The following is a 20381-nucleotide window of genomic DNA, read 5'->3' as shown; positions in this document are numbered from 1 at the left end:
TAAAGACCTCTGATTTAATGTGAGTTTATTATTTCCTGTACTTCGCTTACGGCTTCATCCAGCACGTTATTAACTACAAAATGCTGGTAATTTTTTTTACCGATTTCAATCTCTTTCTCTGCCTCTTCGAGCCTTTTTCTTATAGTTTCTTCGCTGTCTCTGGCCCTGTTTCTTATTCTTTTTTCCAGCTCCAGCATATCGGGCGGCATTATAAAGATCATCCCCGCCTCCGGCCACTTTTTCTTTACCTGCAGTCCGCCCTGAACATCTATCTCGAGAATAACGTTTTTCCCGCTCTCCACGGCCTCCTGCGTTTTGTCTGTGGGGGTTCCGTAAAGATTCCCGAACACCTCGGCATATTCAAGGAACATCCCCTTTTCGATGCGTTCTTCGAATTCGCTGCGGGAAATGAACCAGTAATCAATGCCGTCTTTCTCGCCCTTGCCGGGCTGTCTTGTGGTAGCTGATACGCTCAGAACAGCGTCAGTTTTATCGAGCCTTCTTACGATAGTGCCCTTACCTACCCCGCTCGGTCCGCTGACTACAAACAGTTTACCCTTACTCGACATTCTGAACCTGTTCTTTAATTCTGTCTATCCGGCTTTTTACATCCACAACAAGCTGGCATATCCCCGCATCCGAGGCCTTGCTGCCTATCGTATTTGCCTCACGAAACATCTCTTGAGCAAGGAAGTCCAGACGTTTGCCAACGCCCCCGCCCTTCTGGCAGATATCACGAAACTGCTTTATATGTGATTTGAGCCTTGAAACCTCTTCCGAGATATCAGAGCGGTCTGCAAAGACTGCCGTTTCACGGATGAGAGTATTCTCATCAACGCTTATCTTGGCATCCTTCATAAGCTCATTGATTCTTTTCCTGAGCCTCTCTGTGTATTCCTTAACCACTATAGATACCTTCCCTGCAATATCATTCAGGAAAGACTCGATTTCATCGCAGTTTTTCAGCAGATCCTTTTTCAGCTCTGCGCCCTCTTCGCCTCGCATAGCTGTGAGTTTATCGCAGGCCTTTGCTACAAGCTCCGCTGCGGCTTCATTGATTTTCGCCTTCTGCTCATCATCAATCTCATAAGGCTCTATCACGCCCGGGAGATGGAGCAGATTTGCGGCGTTGATCCTGAGCATACTGCTCTTATCAGAATAGCTGCTGAGCTGCTTTATATAGTAGTTCAGGGCAGATTGATTGAAATCTATAAGGGGCTTTTCTTCGAGTGATTTAACAGAGAGCGTGAGGGTTATATAGCCTCTTGTAAAATGCCCCCTGAGCAGTTTGTCAATCCGTTCTTCCAGAAAGCAAAGAGTTTCCGGGAGCTTCAGGCTGGTTTTGAGAAATTTATTGTTTACCGCCCGAACCTGCACGGAAAAAGCCATCCCGCAGCTCTCAAGATAGGCCTCGCCGTAACCTGTCATACTGTAAAGCATTTCAGAACCTTTAAATCAATGAATGCTTATTTCAAACTACACGAGCAGCAGAGAGTTTTCTCACTGCTGCCCCTGTAATTGTTTTTTTCACTTTTAAGCAGCTTTATTCAGTATTATCCTGCTGCTCTGCCGCCTCTTCAGCGGCCTCGCCGGAAATGGATTTGAGCTGCTCTTCTGCCTCGCCGGCAGACTGCTCTGCAGACTGCTGAACATCATCAGCCGTACTTTCAAGCTCGCTCTGAAGCTCCTGACCAGTTTGCTCAGCATTTTCGCCAGTTTCCGTTTGGCCGGACTCTTCAGCCTCTTCATCTATAAGCATAGACTCATCCACAGCCTCAATGTCAGGCTGTTCCTGCTTGAGCTGTTCCAGATCCGTCGGGCGGTAATATTTGGCCATCACCACACTGAAAATAAGGAACACCGAGACAAGCCCTATCGTTACCCACGTAAGGAAGTCTCCGGTTTTAGTTCCGAGCAGGCTCGTCGAACCAGCCCCGCCAAAGGCAGAACCAAGCCCTCCGCCTTTACCCTTCTGGATAAGGATGATAAGTATCAGCAGAAGACCCGAGAGAGCCCATATCACCGCAATGATACTCATTATTACCGGTACTTTGGCAAATGGTAGAAGCATTTGTTATCCTTTAAAATTTCCTTCAAAGGCCGGCGAACAACCTGTTAAGTGCAGTTCGCAAGGCTATTATTATATCATTAAAATACTAACTGAAAGCGTATAAAGGCAGAATCCCCTTATACTTACTTATAGAGCTCTTCGGTTATTTTCACCATTTCCGAGAAGCTGTCAACCTTGAGCCCTGCCCCGCCTACGAGAAGGCCGTCAACATCCTTGCAGCTCATAAGCTCTTTTGTGTTCTTAGGCTTGGCAGATCCGCCGTACTGAATGATGATATTATCCGCTGCATTCTTGCTGTAAAGGTCTGCGATAACGCCTCTTACAAACTCGTGAACTTCCTGAGCCTGCTGCGAGGTGGCGGTTTTGCCGGTGCCGATAGCCCAAACCGGTTCGTATGCTATGGTTACCTCTGCAAGCTGCTCTTCGCTGATGCCCTTGAGCCCTTCACGAAGCTGCCTCTCGCACACCTGACTGGTTTTATCGGCTTCTCTTTCTTCCAGAAGCTCGCCGATGCAGAGGATAGGCTTGATGCCTGCCTCAAGAGCGGCTATGGTTTTCTTGTTGATAAGCTCATCGCTCTCGCCGATTACGTGCCTTCTCTCTGAGTGGCCTGTGATAACGTATGAGCAGCATACATCCTTGAGCATCTCGCAGCTTATCTCGCCTGTGAATGCCCCGTTGCTCTCGAAATATACGTCCTGCGATCCAACTGCAACGTTTCCATCAACAGAGAGGCTTTTCGCAACAGACTGAAGGTAAACAAAAGGCGGGCATACCGCTACGTTCACGCCCTTCACATCTGCGATTGCCTTCTCAAGCCCTGAAGCGAGCTCCACTGCATACTGGCTGTCTGTATTCATCTTCCAGTTGGCTGCTATGAATGGTTTTCTCATTATAATTTGCTCCATTTATCTATTTTAAAATTCATATCTGTAAAGTTTTGTTTACTAATCCGTCTCACCTGTATACCTCGGGAAACTGCCGAGTATCTGAACCTGTATAGTCCTGTCGTGAAGTTTTTCAAGCGCCTTGATAATATTCTCATCGGTCTTATGCCCGTTTATATCTGCAAAGAAATGGTATTCCCAGTTCCTCGTTTTATTCGGGCGAGATTCTATTCTTGTCAGGTTTATGTCGTATTTATCGAACACACCGAGCACATCAAATAATGCCCCGGGTTTGTGAGGCGTTGTAAAAACTATCGCCGTTTTATCGTCGCCTGTTTTGGGCGTATCTCGGCTCGAGATAATCAAAAAGCGGGTTACGTTATCCGGTTTGTCCTCGATTTTCTCGTAAAGCACGTTCAGCCCGTATATCCTGCCGGCCAGCGAAGAGCCTATAGCTGCGCAATTATCTGATTGTGCGGCAAGCTCTGCTGCCCTGGCGGTAGAGGCCTCGGTGATTATTTTGCCCTCAAAGTGGTTTTCTGTAATCCAGTTGCGGCATTGGGCAAACACCTCGGGCTTTGAGTATATCTTTTCGATCTCTTCAAGCCTGCATTTTGCGAGCAGGTTGTGGTGTATGGGCATTTCCATCTCTGCGCAGATCATAATGCGGGTTTCGAGGAAGGCATCAAGCGTTTCCACAACGCCTCCGCCCGAGGAATTCTCCACAGGCACCATACCGAAATCGCACTGACCGCGGGCAACCTCATCAAAAACACCCCTGATATCTGCAAGCGGCAGATAATCCACGCTCTGCCCGAATTTCTTCATCGAAGCCTGATGCGAATAGCTCCCTTCCGGACCGAGAAACGATATCCTCAGAGGCCTTTCAATGAAGAAAGACCCGCTCATAAGCTCACGCCATACTGCCACGAGAGTTTTATCCGGCAGAGGCCCCTTATTCAGCTCGCATATCTTCGATAGAACCTGCGTTTCCCTGTCAGGCGCATACACAGGCACGCTGCCGCTGCGGCGCTTAAACTTGCCTACCTCAACGACTACCTCCGCACGCTCGTTGATTAGCTCCACGAGACGGGCATCTATCTGATCTATTTTTTTTCTGAGCTCTTCAAGTTCCATAATACACCTGCGGGCTTTGCAGCCTGCCGGAAGCTTCTATATACAGTACTTCTGCGAATAAAACATACTAAATAGCAGGGGATCCTGAGCATAAAGCGCAAAATGTCCCCAGCAAACCACGGACTTATAACAAAAAAACGTTTTTTAGTCAACAAAAAACGCTCCCCAATTCCCCCAAAGCCTTTCGGTTTGTGCATTTTTCGGCAGTTTTTTCACGGACTATTTAGACATTTCTGGTTGACATTCATTCTGATTTAACGGCAATTTGTTTTATTTGTGTTGCAATTACAGTTATTTTACTTTTAACGCGGGTATTTGGATGCACTTCTCCCGCAGTTGTATTTTAAGATGCTTGAATTTTAGATTTTTCAGGCTCTGCAGTTTACAAGTGATCGCATTTTTTTATGCTTATTTTCCATAACACTGCCGTAAGCTATGCCAAGCATAGTTATCAGTGCCATATCTACACGAGTCCTCATCTTCTCCAGCCCCCTTATGTAGTGATTTTCAAATCCAAAAGATACATCAAGCCTGCTGAATGTACGCTCTACTGAGGAGCGTTTTTTATAAAGCCTTTCCCATTTCAGGCTGCCCCTGGCTACGGCTGTAAATATGCGGGGATTAAGGGCTAAGGGGATTCTGATACTCGAAGCTATACTGCAATTCTCGGCATTAGGGCAGCCAATCCCGTAATGTTTTACGGGACAGCGGTATTTGAGGGTCTCTCTGTTCTTTTCAAAGCCAGCAAATGGCATATTTTTCAGTTTTAAGTTGCCTTTTTGGCGGCAGTAAACTCTGCCCTTCTGATCGTAAAAAACAGTAAAGGAATCATCTACAGGCCAGTAGTCAGCCTTTCCCATTTCCCGGGAGTCGATCACTGCCTTAATACCATCTTTGCGTAAAAGCTTTTTATTAAGATCTCCAGAGTCATAGCCTTTATCTGCAATTAAGTGTTCAATTTTATCTTTGACCTTGGGGTTGCAGCTGCCAACAATTTCTTCTACCTGTTTTACTTCTGATTCATTTCCTGGAGTTACCTTTCGCTGAATAGGAAGCTCGTACTTTGCATCTACGAGTAGATGCAAAGTATAGCCAAAAACGCTTACCTTTTTAGTAACCTTGCCTTCTTTGTTAGTGTAACTCTTTACTGACCAGTCGGCATCGGTGTCTCTTCGCCCGTCATCAGAAGATTTATCTGTTTCCTTGATTGCAAGACTTGGAATTGTTTTGCCGTCAATAGCGACATCTTTTCCAAAATTAGGAAGCTTTTCAGAAAGCTTGGATACAAGATTTTCAAAAATATTTGAAAGCTTATTTTCGTGTTTTGAAAGCAGCTTAAAGAAGTTTGTGTATGCATCATCTGAAGGAACTGCCGATTGCCCCAATGCCGGATTGAAACCGCAAAGCTGGCGGAGCAAGGGATTGCGGCTGAGCTCCCTGCGAAGGGAAGCTATGCTGTTATGCTCAAAGACAAATCCTGCCAGAAGTGAATTCCAAACTGCCCGGATGGGATAGTCATTTCTGCCCCTGCCTCGAACTTTCTCCAGTGAACGCATTAATTTTTCATCCGGCAGATGAGAAAGCACAAACTCAAGGCGTTCTAAATCTTTGGAATTTTCTAAATTTTCCCATGAAAATAAATATTTGTTTTGTATAATAGCCATTGGTAAGTCCTTCTGTTTTAATTACTTGTGAATTGTATATTTTAAAATATACGCAGGGGACTTACCACTTTTTTTTGCTGTTTGATGGGGTAAAATTTAACTTTTTTTTGACTATGCGACGAAACTTTAGGCCTGAAGCATTCAAAAAATGGATAAAAATGTTTTTAAGCCAAATACTAAGCCTTTAAATTCAATAACTTACGTGCAAACCGAAAGGCTCCCCCAAAGTGTGCGACATTATTTTTTGGCAAAGCCGTTTTCAGCCGCTAATCTCCGCTTAGATTTATTAGCCGCTGAGCAGCTCTAAGATACGCTAAGGTTTTTTAATGCAAGATTAGCCGCTAATCAGCGCTGATTTTTCTCTAATGATTTTGCCACTCGCTACCCTGCCATCCGCCTCAGGCGGACTTGCAGCTCTGCCACTCTGCCTCAGGCGGACTTGCAGCTCTGCCACGAGCCACGAATCTATCCGATTGTTCTCCGCCTTCGGCGGACAGGCTCGGGAAAAAACATCAAAGCTGCGGGGTAAAGGTGCGCTGGTCTCATTCAATTAACCCTTCTCGCCGCTTTCGCACCCATTCGAGGAATTCGGCGTTTTCCCTGCTGCCTGCGGTGAAGATCGCAATCCGAAGCTCGTATGCCCTGCTGGCGTAGTTCTCCCCGCCCGGCTTCATCCCGAGCCTATCGGCAATATACTCACGAAACTCCTTCATAGTGAAATCCCCGATATCCCCGCGAGTTTTCTCTCTCCCGCCATGGCCGGAAGTTTTTTCTTCCGAAGGCGAAGAACAAAGAGCCCCTCCGGAAGGCTCTTTTGTTCGAGACGCCGCCTTTTCTTTTTTATTTCTTTTATTTTTTAAATTATGTGTGTCAATCTGACACTTTTCAGTGACAGCCTGACACCCCTTAGTGACATTCTGACACGACTTAACGCCATCCTGACACGTGTCATTTTGTCGCTGTGTCAATCTGTCATACCCTGCAAGGCGGTTGTCTGCTGTGAATATGGTTCGATTGCTGCCGGATTTGTGGACTCTGATCAATCCCGAATTCTTGAGCTCCATCACAATCCTTATCAGAGTTCTCAGCGAGACGCCGCAGATTCCGGCGAGCTGGGCGTTGCTCATTCTGCAGCCCTTCGGCAGCCTTCCAGCGGCGAGCACGAGCTTCTCAGCACCGGTCAACGGCAGGTTCAAAATGTCTGAATCGATCTTGATATAGTCGATCATTTCCTTCTCCTCATTAACGAATTTTTCGATTTTCTGGCGGTTTAGGGCAGATCGGAAACGAGGCCAAAAAAAAACAGAATTTTCTCAATCTGCCATAGCCTATAAAATAAAAATGACTCTCACCCTTGGCGAGATGTTAAGGGTTTGCGCGAAAAATCCGGACTGAATGAATGGAGGCAATCCCATAAAACCCTGCGAGATAATGAGTAAGAAAAATTGAAAAATTTTTGTTTTTCGCAGCTCTTGAGCTATGAGATTTTAAGCCGCTAATCGGCGCTGAGATTTATAAGCCACTGAGCAGCTCTAAGATACGCTAAGGTTTTTTAATGCAAGATTAGCCGCTAATCAGCACTAATTTTTCACTAATGATTTTGCTACGAGCCACTTGCAACTCTGCTACTCGCCACGAGCCATCCGCCTCCGGCGGACAGGCTCTCTGCCTGCGGCGGACTCCACGTGCGGCTCTGATTGTCTTTAGTATTACGCAGCGATTTCACAAAAAGAGATATTTAAACCGAGCCACGCATGTAGGCCCGCCGCAGGCGGGACGGAATAAGTGGACAATAGACGTTCATCACAGACTGGCCGCAGCAATTACGGACTGAGTCAGAGGCACACAGAGGTTATTAAATAAATATATCATTCTCTCCCTCCGATTACTTCGATGTTTTAAATCAAATTTACATCAGAGAAAACATTTTCATAAATGAGGGGAGAAGCTCTCTGCCGGCAAGTACGCTGCTACCGCAATACATAATCCTGCTCTGATGTGGACAGTTTTTTTGACAGAGCCAGTCCGCCTGTGGCGGAGAGTTATCGGAGGAAACGGAGGGGATATATTTTTGACAGGATTTACAGCCCCGAACCTCTTTTGCTGCGGGGCAAGGATTTACAGGATAAATATTTAATATAGGAAAAGGCGGAGAGAAAATTTTTCAGCCGCTAATCATCGCTGATTTTTCTCTAATGATTTTGCCACGAGCCACTTGCAACTCTGCCACTTGCCACGAGCCATCCGCCGCAGGCGGACTTGTTCTCCGCCTTAGGCGGAAAATAAGTGGACAATAGGACGCAGGGGAAAAATATTTAATCAACAATAAATGGGTAACTGTCCCTATTAAAATTCCGCTGCAAAAAGCCTACAGTCTGCAGCGGTTTCCGCCGTTAGCGGGCGTCGCTGTTTGCAGCAAGCTTTTTGCGGGAAGCGGGAAAATCTTCGATACCCGCAGCCTCAGCAATCTTTAAGGGCAGATCAGTATTATCCATATACTCGCCGAATTTCTCTGCGCCCGCTCCGGAAGCATATATCGGAACCGGAATCGCCGTATGGCTGAATGTTGTCCATGTGAGCCCGGCCTTCTGGTTGAACATATGGGTAGCCGCTACGGTAATCGGTTTGTATCCGCCAAAGCGGAGTCTGGCTTCCTGCCTGTGAAGACCGCTTTCGCCCATCGTTGCATCATATGCATCTTCGAGCCTTTGTTTATCGTAATCGGAGAGCTTGGCATATTCGAGCCCGAATACATCCTTCAAGGCATCCTTCACGGAGCCGTTCATATCAATGGAAGTATCCCACTCGCCGCCAACCTCTTCAAGCCTTTTGCTCTTATGCTCATCAAGGAACGACTTGTTGAACATTTGGTATGAGGCCGTCTGGGAGTTTAGCATAGTGCAAGCTGTTTTGTAGCCCGTGCCTGCCCAGCCCATAGTCATACCGCCTGTTTCGTGGTCTCCTGTTACAACAATAAGCGTTTCTTCGGGATGTTCATTCATAAACTCAACCGCCTCACTGATTGCCTCATCCAAGGCAATCACATCCCTGAGGGCTGTAAAGGCATCGTTGGCATGGCAAGCCCAGTCTATTTTTCCGCCCTCCACCATCATAAAAAAGCCTTCCGGATTATCGAGAAGGCGAATCCCTTCTCTTGTATAATCAGCTAAAGACATTGAATCTGCCGGCCTGTCGATCTCATAGGGCATCGCCATACTGCTGTCCAGCGTGTCCGGCTCGAAGGCATAAACTTTCCGGCCCGGGCTCACCTCCTGAAGCTCTTCTTTGCTGCAGGCAATCTTGTAGCCCGCCCTTCTGGCCTTCTCCACAGGGTCATTTTCCGGCGCTGCCTTTTTCTTCCCCGGCATAAAGACGCGTTTTCCGTCTTCCACCCTCGCCCCTTTCATTCCGCCGCCGGCGAAATAATCATAACCGCTGTCTGAAAGCTGGTTTGCTATATGCCAATAGCTGTTTCGTGAGGGCTGATTTGCATAAAAGCAGGCTGGTGTTGCGTGGTCTATTGAAACAGTGGAAACAATTCCGATTTTCAATCCCTTTTCCTTCAGAGCGTTTGTAATTAAAGGCAGCCTTCTTTCCCGCTGAGGACCCATGGAGATTGTTCCAACTGAAGTCTTCTCGCCGCAGGACATTGCAGTGCCCGCTGCTGCGGAATCGGTGATGAGCCTGTTTGTGGCGTAGTTCCTGTGAGAACCGGCAGTATCAAGATTGCTCATAGCGAGCTTTTTCATCCTTGAGCCGCTGGAATCCTCAATACGTCCGTTTTCAACCATAGCTTCAGCTGCATACACCTGAGTGCTGGCCATTCCGTCTCCAATGAAGTAAAAGATATATTTTGCCTGCAACTTGGAATCAGGGCAGGTTTGCGAGGCGGGGAATCCTGAAGCTGCAAACGAAACGATGAAAAGAAAAAGCATTATTTTTTTCATTATAATCTCCTCGACTGCTGAAATCCTGCTCATAGCAAGATTGTTGACATTCAGCGAAATATTTTTACCCTTCAGCTTAGTAAAATATATAGTATTTCGGCCTGCATAATTTACCCAAAGGCCGAAAATAAGTTTATACAAAATTAGTTAATTTTTTATTAGCGGTTTTAAAATGAGCAGATTTTTAATCCCCGCATTCTTGGTTTCCGCTTTTTCCTCTGCAATACTCACCCTACTGGTAAGAAATATATCCCTTAAAAAGGACTTTCGGTCTATCCCGTCAGAAGACAGATACAATCCTCATTCAATAGCCCTCGGGGGCGGGATTGCCATAATTATATCAATAATACTCAGTTTTGCGATATTTTTCCCGCTTGCAAATGTTTTTAATCCCGAGCTTATGGCTATTTCTCTTTTGGCAGTTTTTCTGTTCGCAGCAGGCCTTACGGACGACATTAAAAACCTTTCACCCCTCCAAAAGCTCATATTCCAGACTGCAGCAGCAACTCTTGCCGCATTTTTTGGAGGCGGCAGGGTTGAGCTGTTTATCGAAAGCAGACTGATCACAGCCGCGATGAGCATTTTCTGGATTGTCCTGCTTATAAATTCATTTAATTTTCTTGATAATATGGACGGGGCGAGCGCCGGGATAGCGATTATCGTATCCGCTGTTTTGGGCAGTGCGGCCTGCATAAGCGGAGATTTGGAAAACGCTGTCTTTGCGGCAGTTATCTGCGGAACCCTTGCAGGCTTTCTGATATTCAACTTTCCCCCCGCCAAGATATTTATGGGCGATGCGGGGTCTTTGGTGATAGGGTTTCTTATTGCTCTTCTCACGCTCCGAATCACATACTACAATGAAACATCCGCCATAGACAGCCGGGCAGCGGTATTCGTTCCGCTAATTGCAGTGGCAGTGCCGCTGTATGATTTTATAAGCGTTACGCTTCTGAGGCTAAGCCAAGGAAGAAGCCCTTTTCTCGGAGACACTCAGCACTTCTCCCATCGCCTCAAACGCAGAGGACTTAGCGAGAGGCAGGCAGCGCTTACGCTCTATCTGGCCACGATATGCACTGGGCTCGGGGCGGTATTTCTCAGCAGGGCAACTCTCATTCAGGCGGGCGTGATTTTCACTCAAACTCTGATGATTCTTGGTATAATAGCAATACTCGAAAAAAACAATATAAACAAAGAAACCATAATAAATGGCAGCGAAAAAGAAGAAAAAGACAACTAAAAAAATGCTCCTCCTGTGCTGCGGCTTTTTCCTTGCTATGGCCGGAGTGAGGCTTACTACCGTTGAAGCCTTAGGGATAAACAGAATAGACCCCTTATCTGATATACCGGTAAATTTCAGATTCCTGATGATTACCGTATCGTGCCTCATTGCATTCTGCATTTATCTTTTCTCCCGCCTGCGTTCTTCGAGCCCCGGCTGGGCGAAAAACGGCTCGGAGATTCCGGCCTTGATCTTTGCGGCAATCGCAGGGCTGCTCTGCTTTTTTGCATCTGAGAAAAGGGCTGCTGTCAACCACAGCCTTATGCTCATCTCGGGGCTGTGTCTTTTTCAGCTTATAACCCAGCTTGAAGACAGAAAACTCGCAAGCAAACTCATTCTCGCTTTGCTTTTCGGGGCGTGCGCGGTGAATTTTGCGGAGGGGATCTTCCAGCTCTCTCAGAGCAATGAATATATTATCAAGGCCTACGAAGAGAACCCGCAGGCTCAGCTTGAAGCCCTTTCGATCACCCCGGGAACTCTTGATGAGTTTATGTATGAACACAGGCTTTATTCAAACGAAATCAAGGGATTCTTCACAAACAGCAATGCGATGGGCTCTTTGGCTCTGCTTTGCTTTTTCCCGTCGCTTGCTTTGTTTCTCTCAAGCTTTCGTGAGAAGAGCGAAGCCAAATCACGCCTGCTTCTCGGCGTTCAGACAATCTGCATACTCGCAATGGTTGTTCTTGCCTCGAGTAAAGGCTGCTTTCTTGCCCTTATTGGAGGGCTGGTTTTGTTTGGGGCCTGCTTCCTTTTCAAAGCCGCAGGAAGAAAAAAGTCTTTGGCCTTCTGGGGCATTGCAGCAGCGGGGCTTTTGGCAGTTTTGACTGCAGCAGCTTATGCAGGGCTCAATCAAACCCTCCCGGGCGGAGGCTCAATGCACGTTCGCGGGCAGTACTGGTTTGCAGGGGTTAGAATGCTCGCTGATAATATCTGGGGGGTTGGTGCAGACAACTTCCGCTTCTTCTATCCCCATTTCAAGCTGCCTGAGGCTATGGAAACCGTTACAGACCCGCACAACTTCATTCTCAGCCTCGCCTGCCAATTCGGGATTTTAGGGCTTGCAGCTATTCTGGCAGCATACGTGTTGCCAATCTGGAAGAGCTTCAAGAATGATTCAGACAATCAATCGCTTCAGGCTGAGAGCTACAAACCAGCTGCCTTACTGGCAGGCGCAGGGGCATTGGCTATGATTATTCTCCGCCCACTGCTTATCCCTGTGCAGTACAGCGAAAATTCAGGGGCGAACAGCTATGCAGCGGCTATTATGTTCATCTTTCCTGCAGTTGTATTCTTCGGCTGGGCGTTTTTCCTCTCCAAGCACGGCGTGAAGAAACTGAATTTCTCAAACCTTAAAACAGGTCTGCTCTGCGGGATCGCCGCCTTACTAATCCACAACACTATAGACTTTGCAATCTTCGAAACGGGCAATTTCCTCGCATTCTCCGCTGCCTGCGGGCTGCTTTTTGTAATAAGCAGACAGCAGAAAACTGAACCCGTTAAAGGACTAATCCCTAAAACGCTAATGTTTTCTTCAGCAGCCGCTATTATGGCAGGGGTTATATTTTTCGCTGCAATCCCAGCTTGGAAAATGAAAAACACCTTCCTCGCAGCAATGCAGACACGATTCCAGAATGATGCGGCTTTGAACAGATTCGCAAATTCTGATCCGCTCAGCAGTTGGCCGGCATCGCTTACAGGGAAGGCCTATCTGAGAAATTTCAGAGAAAACCAAAACGAAAAACTGCTCGAAAAGGCAGAACAGATGTTCACAAAACAGGCTATGCTGAACAGAGCGAGCTTCAAGCCGTACCTCAGGCTGGCTGAGGTGAGCGAGCTGCAGGCGGAAAATTCAATCAGCAGAGGCAAAAAAGACAACCTGAAGGATGCGTGCAGCTACTACCAGATGGCAATTATGCGATACCCGGGCAAGGGCGAAATTCACCTGAAATACGCTCTGGCACTAAAAAAACTCGGCAAGGATGAGCAGGCTCTGAGAGAATTCAAGGCGGCAAAAAAAATTGAGCTGATGTTCAGGGAAGAATTCAGGAGAAACTACCCCGAAGAGGAGCTTATCTCAAGAATAGGCAAAGAAAAATTCAATATAATTGAAGAAAATATAAGCAAGCTCAGCGAAACCCTTGAATTAAGCACGGAAACAGATAAATGAAAAGGTTTGTTACAGCAGCCGCAATCACCCTGATAGGCTCAATCTGTTTTGCAGAAAGCCTGAAGCTGCCTGAAGCCGGCGGATTTGAGATAAGCTTCAAGGCGGATTTTGAAAAAGGAAGTGATATCGGGCTGATTATGTGCAGCAGGGAAAATCCATTCTCCTTCTCCAGCACTAAACCAGCCGCAGAAAAAGCCCTGGGCATAGGCCTTCAATACGAGGAAAAAGATGACAAAAAGAAACGCTCATCAATCTTTCTCACAAGCAGCGGACTGATACTCGAGAACAAGCCGAGCACGCTTAAATTTGAAGGCAGGCGGGAGATTAAAATAAAGCTTACGCCCGTATGCGGCGGGCGGGAATTAACTCTCTGGACTGACGGCATCAAGCACAGCTTTTACAGTGATTATTTCCTGCCGGATGCGGTCTATCCGCTCAGCCGGTTATATTTCAGCGAGAAGGCCGAGGTTATGGATTTATCAGTAGAGAAAACAGGCGAGGGCTTTCAGAATTCAAAGCCGAAAGAGCTGCGCTGGGAGGGCTCAGGATACTGGAACAGGAGCTCAAAAACCCTCAGCCTCCCTGAAAGCCTCGAAGGCATCGGCAGGGTTACTCTCGACTGGAGGCTTATCCCGAAAAACGACCCGTGGGACAGGGTGAACAGGCTCTTCGCAGAAGAGAAAGGGCAGGATTTTGAGATTGCCCGCATCATCACAAGCTACAATGAAGCCGGGGGCAGGTGGAAGCAGGATATAACACCTCTTGCCAAGCTGCTCACAGGCGAAAGAAAGCTTGCCATGCAGGTTGACGGAAATTTCGGCTGGGAAATCACTTTGCGGTACTACAAAGGCCAAGGAAGGGAGATTCCCCGCAAGATCTTCCCGCTATGGAACGGGAAATTCCGCTACGGCACGCCCGAGGTGAAAGGGCTTGAGGGCATAGAGCCTAAAGAAATAAAGCTTCCGGACTGGGCAGAGAGAGCAGAATTTTTCAGCATATTCACAGGCCACGGCTGGAAAGGAAATAAAGGCCACGGCGCTGAATTTATAAGGAAATGGCGCAAGCTCAGCGCAGGCGGGAAAGAGTTTATGAGCTATCTCTGGCAGAGCAACAACGAATTCAACCCAATAGACCATCAGGGCGGGACATGGCATATAGACAGAGCCGGCTGGCGTCCCGGATGCCTTGTGAGGCCTTGGATAGTGAGCGTTCCAGCCGAAGGCGGCAAAAAGCTGAAATTAGATTACGCCGCCGAGCCGTACTCAGCAAACTTCAAAAAAGACTCCCAAGGCAGAGGATACCATGCCCAGCACATTGCAGCATCCTGCCTTTTAGTTTATGATTAATACGCAATGGCAGAAGATAAAGGCAAAATTGAGCAGATTCGCGAGCAGATAAGGCAGTTCCCAACCGCCCCCGGGCTGTACTTCATGAGAGACAGCAAAGACGCTGTGCTGTATATCGGGAAGGCGAAGAACCTTCGTTCCAGAGTCTCGAGCTACTTCCTGCCCAGCTCAGACATCCATTCATCCCGAGGCCCGAAGATTGCAGAAATGCTTGAGCAGGTGTGCTCTGTGAGCTTTCTGGAAACTGAGAGCGAAGTTGATGCAATACTTCAGGAGGCGCGGCTGATAAAAGACATAAGACCGCCCTACAACACCAACCTGCTCGACGACAAGACCTTCCCGTACCTCCAGATTACCACATACGAAGACTTCCCGGGCGTTTATATCACCCGCAATCCGGGCGAGAAACGCTGCCGGCTGTTCGGGCCGTTTACGGCAATCAGAGAGCTCAGGGGGGTTTTGGTGCTATTGCAGAAGATATTCAAATTCAGAACTTGCAGGCTGGAAATCTCAGAAAACGACGAGAAACGAAGATTCTTTCGCCCCTGCCTTCTGCACAGCATTAATCAATGCACCGCCCCGTGCGCTGCAAGAATCAGCAAGGAAGAATACCGCGAGATAATCGAAGAGCTCACAAGATTTCTCCGCTCAAAAAGGAGCGTGGTTCTCAGGGAGCTCAAAGAGAAGATGCAGAAGGCCTCCTCCGAGCTGCGGTTTGAAGAGGCCGCTGAATACCGCGATAAGATAAATCTAATCTCCAAGCTTGAGAGCCGTGGAACTGTAAGCGAGAATGTGCAGCCTGAGCTGTTTGTTCATAATCTCTCTGCGGCAAATCAGAAACTCGCCGAGATGCTGGGCTCTGCCGATCCGATAAGGACTATTGAAGGATTTGATATCGCCCATCTGGGCGGTTCGGAAACGGTGGGCTCGCTGGTGAAATTCATAGATGGAAGCCCCTTCAAACACGGCTACCGCAGATTCAAGATCAAAACAGTTGAAGGAATAGACGACTACGCCTCAATGCAGGAGGTGATAAGGCGAAGATACAAACGCGCTTTAGACGGCCGCGAGCTTTTGCCTGATATGCTGCTCATCGACGGCGGGCTCGGCCAGCTTCACGCAGTGGAGAATGTGCTCAACGAATTTGAGGGGCAAAAGCCCTATCTCGCCTCGCTGGCAAAAAAGGAAGAGATCATATACGTATCGGGCAAAGACAAACCCCTGCGCCTGCCGGCAAATTCGCCGGTAAGAAAGCTCTTCCAGTATATACGCGACGAATCCCACAGATTCGCCCAGCACTACCACCACATACTCAGAAGAAAGGCCTTCCTTGAAGAGGCAGAAAACAAGGCCAAAAAAAGCAGGACAAAAAGAGAAAAGAAAAGTACGAATAAACCTGAAGAATAAATTTGTTTTAGATATCGGAGGATTGTATGACAGAGAAAGACGCAGTAATTATCGGAGCAGGCAGCGGCGGACTCTCCGCACTGAGGCAAATCAAAAACGCAACAGACAACTACCTTATGATAGACCCGGGGCCGCTTGGAACGAAATGCGCGAGAGTGGGCTGTATGCCTTCGAAGGCGCTTATAAAGGCTGCAAACGATTTCCACAGAAGGCATAAATTCCAGAGCGAAGGGATAAGCGGAGCGGAAAGCTTAAGCATAGATCCCGATTCGGTGATGGAGTATGTACGCGGGATGCGGGATAAATTTGCAGGGAATATGGAGAAGGTTACCAGAAAGCTCGCAGGCGATAATCTTATTGAGGCGAAGGCAAAGATTTTAGCTCCGGATATGGTGGAAGCAGGCGGCGAAAGGATAAAAACAAAGAGCATTGTGATTGCAACCGGCGCATCGCCTCTTATCCCGAGCCCTTGGCGGGAATTCGGCGATAGGATCCTCACCAGCGAAACAATCTTCGAACAGAAACACATCCCGAAAAAGATTGCCGTGATTGGGCTTGGAGTGATAGGGCTCGAGCTCGGACAGGCGCTTAGCAGAATAGGGACGGAAGTAGTGGGCTTTGATATGAAGGAAACCCTCGGTGGGCTCACGGATGAATCTGTGAAGAAGAGGGCAATAGAAGCGGTTGGCAGTGATTTCCCGATACATCTCGGCGAGGCTGCAAGGCTTTCATCCACGAAAGACTGCAAAATCACCGTCTGCTACGGCGACCACTGCGACTGCTACGATGCCGTGCTTGCGGCTATGGGAGTGAGCCCGAATATCGAAGGGCTCGGGCTTGAAAATCTTGGTGTTGAACTGAATGATAGAGGACTGCCGAATTTCAACCCCAAAACAGCGCAGATATCCGATCTGCCGGTATATATAGCTGGCGATGTAAACGGCTGCAGGCCGATACTGCACGAGGCGCTCGACGAGGGCTTCATAGCAGGCAAAAATGCAGCAGCAGGACAAGACGACTGCTTCTGCAGACGCGTCCCGCTGAGGATTGTCTTCAGCGACCCGCAGATTGCTGCTGTGGGGTATATGCGCGAGGAGCTCGAAACAACCGGCAGGGAGTTTGTTGTGGGCAGGGAGGATTTCTCCGATCAGGCAAGAGCCGCCCTCGAACAGAACAACAAGGGCCTGCTGCATATCTATGCAGACAATCAGACTGCCCGTTTCCTCGGGGCGGAGATGGCTATCCCGGGAGCAGAGCATATCGCCCATCAGCTCGCTGTAGCGGCGCAGAATCAGATGACTGTATTCGAGATGCTTCAGTCTCCGTTTTATCATCCCGTGCTGGAGGAGGGCCTTCGTTCGGCTCTCAGAAATGCCGCATCAAAACTAAAAGACAAACATACTCAGCCCGAGCTTCTGGTATGCGGGAGCTGTCCGGAATCTCCATTATGCTGATAAATCAGGAAAGGCTTCAAAATGATACATAAAGGACCATACGGCCGTGAGCCGGAAATTGCTCAAAGCGCATTCGTTCACCCCAGCGCAGTGATCATCGGGAATGTGAAAATTGGCGAAAATGTTTTCGTTGGGCCGAATGCCTCGCTCAGGGCCGATGAGTCTCAGAGCACAATTACTGTGGGCAATAATTCAAATATTCAGGATAACGTGGTGATGCACTGCCTTGAGAATTCCTCAGTGGATGTAGGCGAGAACTGCACGCTCGGGCATAATGTAATCCTCCACGCCCCCTGCAAAACCGGAACGCACTGCTCTATCGGCTTCGGCTCGATTCTCTTCAACTGCACGGTGGGCTCGAAGGTGGTGATAAAACACAACTGCTCGATTGATAACATCGAAATCGGCAGCAACAACCTCGTCGATTCGGGAATGATAATCGGAGGCGAGAAAGACATCTATAAGATACGCGAGCTCGATGTGAAAAACAGGGAATTCGCAGAAGATGTGCTGAAATGCTGCCTCGATCTGGCAAAACGCTATAAAAAGATAGAAGCTGAGATCCAAAGCAAATACCAATGATTGAGGTGCTGCTGAAATCTTTCATTTGAGAAAAGTTTCAATTTGGGTCTTTCCTGAGCGGGTAATTTTAATCTGCACTGCCCCTGCCTGAGCGGTTTTATATACGGGAAAATCATCGGATTCATAAACGCCCCGGAAATCCTGAAGCTCACCGCAGCTTGCTACGCAGGCCTCAGGCGAGAGCTTCTCGGGGAAGCTCAGATCTAACGTAGTGAGCAGACCGTGGTGCGGGAGAATGAGGAAATCCGGCGATATCCCCTCGTCCTCGAGCCTTTTGAGCAGCCAATGCTGGCTTTCCTGCTGCACGTCCGCTGTTACGGCTGTCGTTTTGCCGGCGTATTGTATAATCTGAACGAGCGAGCGGTTGTTATCTTCGTCCGCTGCCTTATTCTGCCAAAACAGAATTCTGCATCCGCCTGACTGATAGGCCTCTGGAGCTGTTTCGAGAGGGCTCTTGCAGCTGATTATATCGGCGGAGTATATACGGCCAACTTCGAGATTGCCCGCAAGGTAGTCAACGCCGCTGTAATGGTCGCTGTCGTCATGGCTGAGTGAAATGAATTCCAGCGAATCTATGCCCTGCTGCTTGAGGAATGGCTGGATAATCTTTTTCCCCGGGCGGGAGTATGTGGAAGACCCGCAATCGAGCATTGCAGTTTCCCCGCCGGGCATCTCAAGCACAATCGCCTGCCCAGCCCCAACTGAGAGCACCGTCATTTTCAGAGGCCTCTCAAACGCTCTCTCAGCAAGCGGAAAGAGAAACAGGCCAGCAGCAAGAAGCCCTGCCACGCCGGCTGCAAGTTTCCATTTTCTCCCTGCGCGGTAAAGCGAGAATGCCGCAAGGCCGATAGCTGGATAATACGCCAGAAGCGCATAAGAAGGCGGCCTTGCCAATGCAAGCTCAGAGCCGGGGAGAAGGGATAGCCTCCGCACAATTTCCGCAAACACGCCCGTAATCTGCCTGCTTATCTCGAGCGTAAAATCCAACGCGGGCAAAACAGCAGAAACCACAGCAGAAATCAGCCCGAAGGCGAGATTGAGCGTAAGCAGGGGCGAGAGGAGGATAGTATTCAGCGTGGAGTACGGATATACCGCATAAAAATGCTGCCAGATTACAGGGGCAGTGCCTGCAAACACCGCAAGGCCCACAGAGAATGCCTTAATAAGCCAAGAAGCAATTCGCTTCCCGCCGGGCATCTCAATCGAAGCGCCGGCAAACCGAAAACCGGTTAGCTTATTCAAAAGCAGATTGCAGGGTTTGGTGAATACGATAATAGAGAAAACGCTGATGAAAGAGAGCTGCCAGCCGGCGCTGTAGAGCTCGAGGGGGCGAAGCCCGAGAGTAACGAGGCAGGCAAGGGAGAGCATATTCAGGGCATTCGCCCTCCTGCCAAAGGCAATCGCAGAGAGATAGAGCAGGCAGATAAGCGTTGCCCGCATTGCAGGGCTCCTATACGGAATAACGATCATATAGAGGATGAGAAATGCCGCAGTGATTAGAGATTTCCCGCGCGTGCCGAGCCCTGTGAGGCTTAGCAGCAGCCAGACGATGCCGGCAAGTATGCCGATGTGCATACCTGAAAGGCTGAGAAGATGCATAAGGCCGGTTGTTCTGAAATTCTGATACGTTTCATCGCTGAGGTTTTCCCGCCGGCCAATCAAGAGAGCTGAAAGCAGCCCTGAAGACGGGCTCTCCTCAGGACCCATCACTGTGCGAACGGCAGTTCTCTCAAGGGAATCGAAAAGCGACGGCCTGCCCCGCTCGAGAATCTCGATCCCGTCGGAGCGAACGTTGAGGCTTGTTTGTATGCCCTTCGTGCGAAGGTATGCAGCGTAGTCAAACTGCCCGGGATTCTTTGCCTTGGAAATCGGCTTGAAAACCGCATACATAAACGCCTTATCGCCGGCCTCGGGCAGCTTGTCTTTACCGCTTACTATCGAGATATAGCAGTTTGAGCGTCCTTTTACAGCCATAAAATCCCTGCCGGCAGATTCGACAGCGAGCAAATTTACAGTACAGAATGCAAAATCCCCCCGCTCATTGATGCGCGGATTATTAACGAATTCAGCCTCAACCTGTGCGAGGGTTCTCTTGGAGATAAGCGAATTGATATGATCTGGCGGAAAATTGCGGAAGCTGGCTGCCCTTTGCATGCCCAGAAGAGATGAAGCTATGAACAAAACCGCCGCAAACCAGCAAAATCCCGCTCCCTTTTTTCGCAGAAAGGCGGCCAAAGCAAGCAAAGCCGAAAACAGCAACAGAAAAACAGCTGCTGGCAAAACCGCTGCGCCGGAGAGGATTATGCCGAAAATAAAGCCTGAAGCAGCGAATAAGAGCGGGCAGAGCCTCGCCTTCCGAGCTGCCAGCTCAGCTGCAGGCACCAGCGAAACCTCAGCCAATGCCAGATTGGCCTGTATCTGTTTACGGTTCACAAAGCCT

Annotated in this window: 15 protein-coding genes; 6 read left to right on the top strand and 9 right to left on the bottom strand. The window is 48.5% G+C overall.

Features of this window, described 5'->3' with window-relative positions; genetic code table 11:
- Positions 1-14: 14 nt before the first annotated feature.
- From gmk to STSP1_RS09295, 8 genes are all read right to left on the bottom strand, one after another.
- Positions 15-569, bottom strand: a complete 555-nt coding sequence (gmk, locus tag STSP1_RS09335) for a guanylate kinase (protein WP_085756083.1) — start codon at positions 567-569, stop codon at positions 15-17.
- Positions 559-1440: a YicC/YloC family endoribonuclease gene (locus STSP1_RS09330; RefSeq protein ID WP_085756082.1), complete on the bottom strand. Its 882-nt coding sequence runs from the start codon at positions 1438-1440 to the stop codon at positions 559-561. Before STSP1_RS09330 ends, gmk begins: the two co-directional genes overlap by 11 nt.
- 103 nt (positions 1441-1543) lie before the next feature.
- The gene (gene secG, locus STSP1_RS09325; protein WP_085756081.1) at positions 1544-2071 is read right to left on the bottom strand and encodes a preprotein translocase subunit SecG; all 528 of its coding nucleotides are present in this window, start codon (positions 2069-2071) and stop codon (positions 1544-1546) included.
- A 122-nt stretch (positions 2072-2193) separates the two neighbouring features.
- Positions 2194-2964, bottom strand: a complete 771-nt coding sequence (tpiA, locus tag STSP1_RS09320; RefSeq protein WP_085756080.1) for a triose-phosphate isomerase — start codon at positions 2962-2964, stop codon at positions 2194-2196.
- 54 nt (positions 2965-3018) lie between these two features.
- Entirely contained in the window at positions 3019-4095 is a 1077-nt protein-coding gene (pheA, locus tag STSP1_RS09315) for a prephenate dehydratase (protein WP_085756079.1), read from the bottom strand.
- Positions 4096-4463: 368 nt separating this feature from the next.
- Complete coding sequence (locus STSP1_RS09310; RefSeq protein WP_085756078.1) at positions 4464-5759, bottom strand: transposase; 1296 nt, start codon at positions 5757-5759, stop codon at positions 4464-4466.
- A 542-nt stretch (positions 5760-6301) separates the two neighbouring features.
- Positions 6302-6988 carry a cyclic nucleotide-binding domain-containing protein gene (locus tag STSP1_RS09300; RefSeq protein ID WP_085756076.1) on the bottom strand — a complete coding sequence of 229 codons (687 nt, stop codon included), beginning with the start codon at positions 6986-6988 and terminating at the stop codon, positions 6302-6304.
- A 1164-nt stretch (positions 6989-8152) separates the two neighbouring features.
- A complete protein-coding gene (locus STSP1_RS09295) occupies positions 8153-9706 on the bottom strand; it encodes an alkaline phosphatase (RefSeq protein WP_161491696.1) in 1554 nt (517 codons plus the stop codon).
- A 172-nt stretch (positions 9707-9878) separates the two neighbouring features.
- Here STSP1_RS09295 and STSP1_RS09290 point away from each other — a divergent pair, with 172 nt between their 5' ends.
- From STSP1_RS09290 to STSP1_RS09265, 6 genes are read left to right on the top strand one after another with little or no spacing between them, the layout of a single operon-like run.
- Entirely contained in the window at positions 9879-10943 is a 1065-nt protein-coding gene (locus tag STSP1_RS09290) for an MraY family glycosyltransferase (protein ID WP_085756074.1), read from the top strand.
- The gene (locus tag STSP1_RS09285) at positions 10912-13152 is read left to right on the top strand and encodes an O-antigen ligase family protein (protein ID WP_085756073.1); all 2241 of its coding nucleotides are present in this window, start codon (positions 10912-10914) and stop codon (positions 13150-13152) included. Before STSP1_RS09290 ends, STSP1_RS09285 begins: the two co-directional genes overlap by 32 nt.
- Positions 13149-14498, top strand: a complete 1350-nt coding sequence (locus tag STSP1_RS09280; protein ID WP_085756072.1) for a peptide-N-glycosidase F-related protein — start codon at positions 13149-13151, stop codon at positions 14496-14498. The genes STSP1_RS09285 and STSP1_RS09280 overlap by 4 nt, the downstream gene beginning before the upstream one ends.
- A 6-nt stretch (positions 14499-14504) precedes the next feature.
- A complete protein-coding gene (locus tag STSP1_RS09275; protein ID WP_226997480.1) occupies positions 14505-15905 on the top strand; it encodes an excinuclease ABC subunit UvrC in 1401 nt (466 codons plus the stop codon).
- A gap of 26 nt (positions 15906-15931) precedes the next feature.
- Positions 15932-17359, top strand: coding sequence for a dihydrolipoyl dehydrogenase (locus STSP1_RS09270; protein ID WP_085756071.1), 1428 nt, complete (start codon positions 15932-15934; stop codon positions 17357-17359).
- A 21-nt stretch (positions 17360-17380) separates the two neighbouring features.
- Positions 17381-17941 (top strand): LbetaH domain-containing protein, encoded by a 561-nt coding sequence (locus tag STSP1_RS09265; protein WP_085756070.1) that lies wholly within the window; start codon positions 17381-17383, stop codon positions 17939-17941.
- 21 nt (positions 17942-17962) lie between these two features.
- Here STSP1_RS09265 and STSP1_RS09260 read toward each other — a convergent pair whose 3' ends face one another.
- Positions 17963-20374 (bottom strand): ComEC/Rec2 family competence protein, encoded by a 2412-nt coding sequence (locus STSP1_RS09260; protein ID WP_085756069.1) that lies wholly within the window; start codon positions 20372-20374, stop codon positions 17963-17965.
- Between the last annotated feature and the right edge of the window lie 7 nt (positions 20375-20381).

It is taken from the genome of Sedimentisphaera salicampi (assembly GCF_002117005.1).
Classification (GTDB): domain Bacteria; phylum Planctomycetota; class Phycisphaerae; order Sedimentisphaerales; family Sedimentisphaeraceae; genus Sedimentisphaera; species Sedimentisphaera salicampi.
The sequence above is the reverse complement of the archived record's forward strand: the minus strand, read 5'-3'. Positions and strand labels throughout refer to the sequence as shown.

Excerpts from the sequence above, each read along its gene's own strand:
- pheA (WP_085756079.1), bottom strand. The coding sequence starts at position 4,095 with ATGGAACTTGAAGAGCTCAGAAAAAAAATAGATCAGATAGATGCCCGT.
- STSP1_RS09270 (WP_085756071.1), top strand. The coding sequence starts at position 15,932 with ATGACAGAGAAAGACGCAGTAATTATCGGAGCAGGCAGCGGCGGACTC.
- STSP1_RS09310 (WP_085756078.1), bottom strand. The coding sequence starts at position 5,759 with ATGGCTATTATACAAAACAAATATTTATTTTCATGGGAAAATTTAGAA.
- STSP1_RS09330 (WP_085756082.1), bottom strand. The coding sequence starts at position 1,440 with ATGCTTTACAGTATGACAGGTTACGGCGAGGCCTATCTTGAGAGCTGC.
- STSP1_RS09285 (WP_085756073.1), top strand. The coding sequence starts at position 10,912 with ATGGCAGCGAAAAAGAAGAAAAAGACAACTAAAAAAATGCTCCTCCTG.
- STSP1_RS09295 (WP_161491696.1), bottom strand. The coding sequence starts at position 9,706 with ATGAAAAAAATAATGCTTTTTCTTTTCATCGTTTCGTTTGCAGCTTCA.
- secG (WP_085756081.1), bottom strand. The coding sequence starts at position 2,071 with ATGCTTCTACCATTTGCCAAAGTACCGGTAATAATGAGTATCATTGCG.
- STSP1_RS09265 (WP_085756070.1), top strand. The coding sequence starts at position 17,381 with ATGATACATAAAGGACCATACGGCCGTGAGCCGGAAATTGCTCAAAGC.
- tpiA (WP_085756080.1), bottom strand. The coding sequence starts at position 2,964 with ATGAGAAAACCATTCATAGCAGCCAACTGGAAGATGAATACAGACAGC.
- STSP1_RS09280 (WP_085756072.1), top strand. The coding sequence starts at position 13,149 with ATGAAAAGGTTTGTTACAGCAGCCGCAATCACCCTGATAGGCTCAATC.
- STSP1_RS09290 (WP_085756074.1), top strand. The coding sequence starts at position 9,879 with ATGAGCAGATTTTTAATCCCCGCATTCTTGGTTTCCGCTTTTTCCTCT.
- STSP1_RS09275 (WP_226997480.1), top strand. The coding sequence starts at position 14,505 with ATGGCAGAAGATAAAGGCAAAATTGAGCAGATTCGCGAGCAGATAAGG.
- gmk (WP_085756083.1), bottom strand. The coding sequence starts at position 569 with ATGTCGAGTAAGGGTAAACTGTTTGTAGTCAGCGGACCGAGCGGGGTA.
- STSP1_RS09300 (WP_085756076.1), bottom strand. The coding sequence starts at position 6,988 with ATGATCGACTATATCAAGATCGATTCAGACATTTTGAACCTGCCGTTG.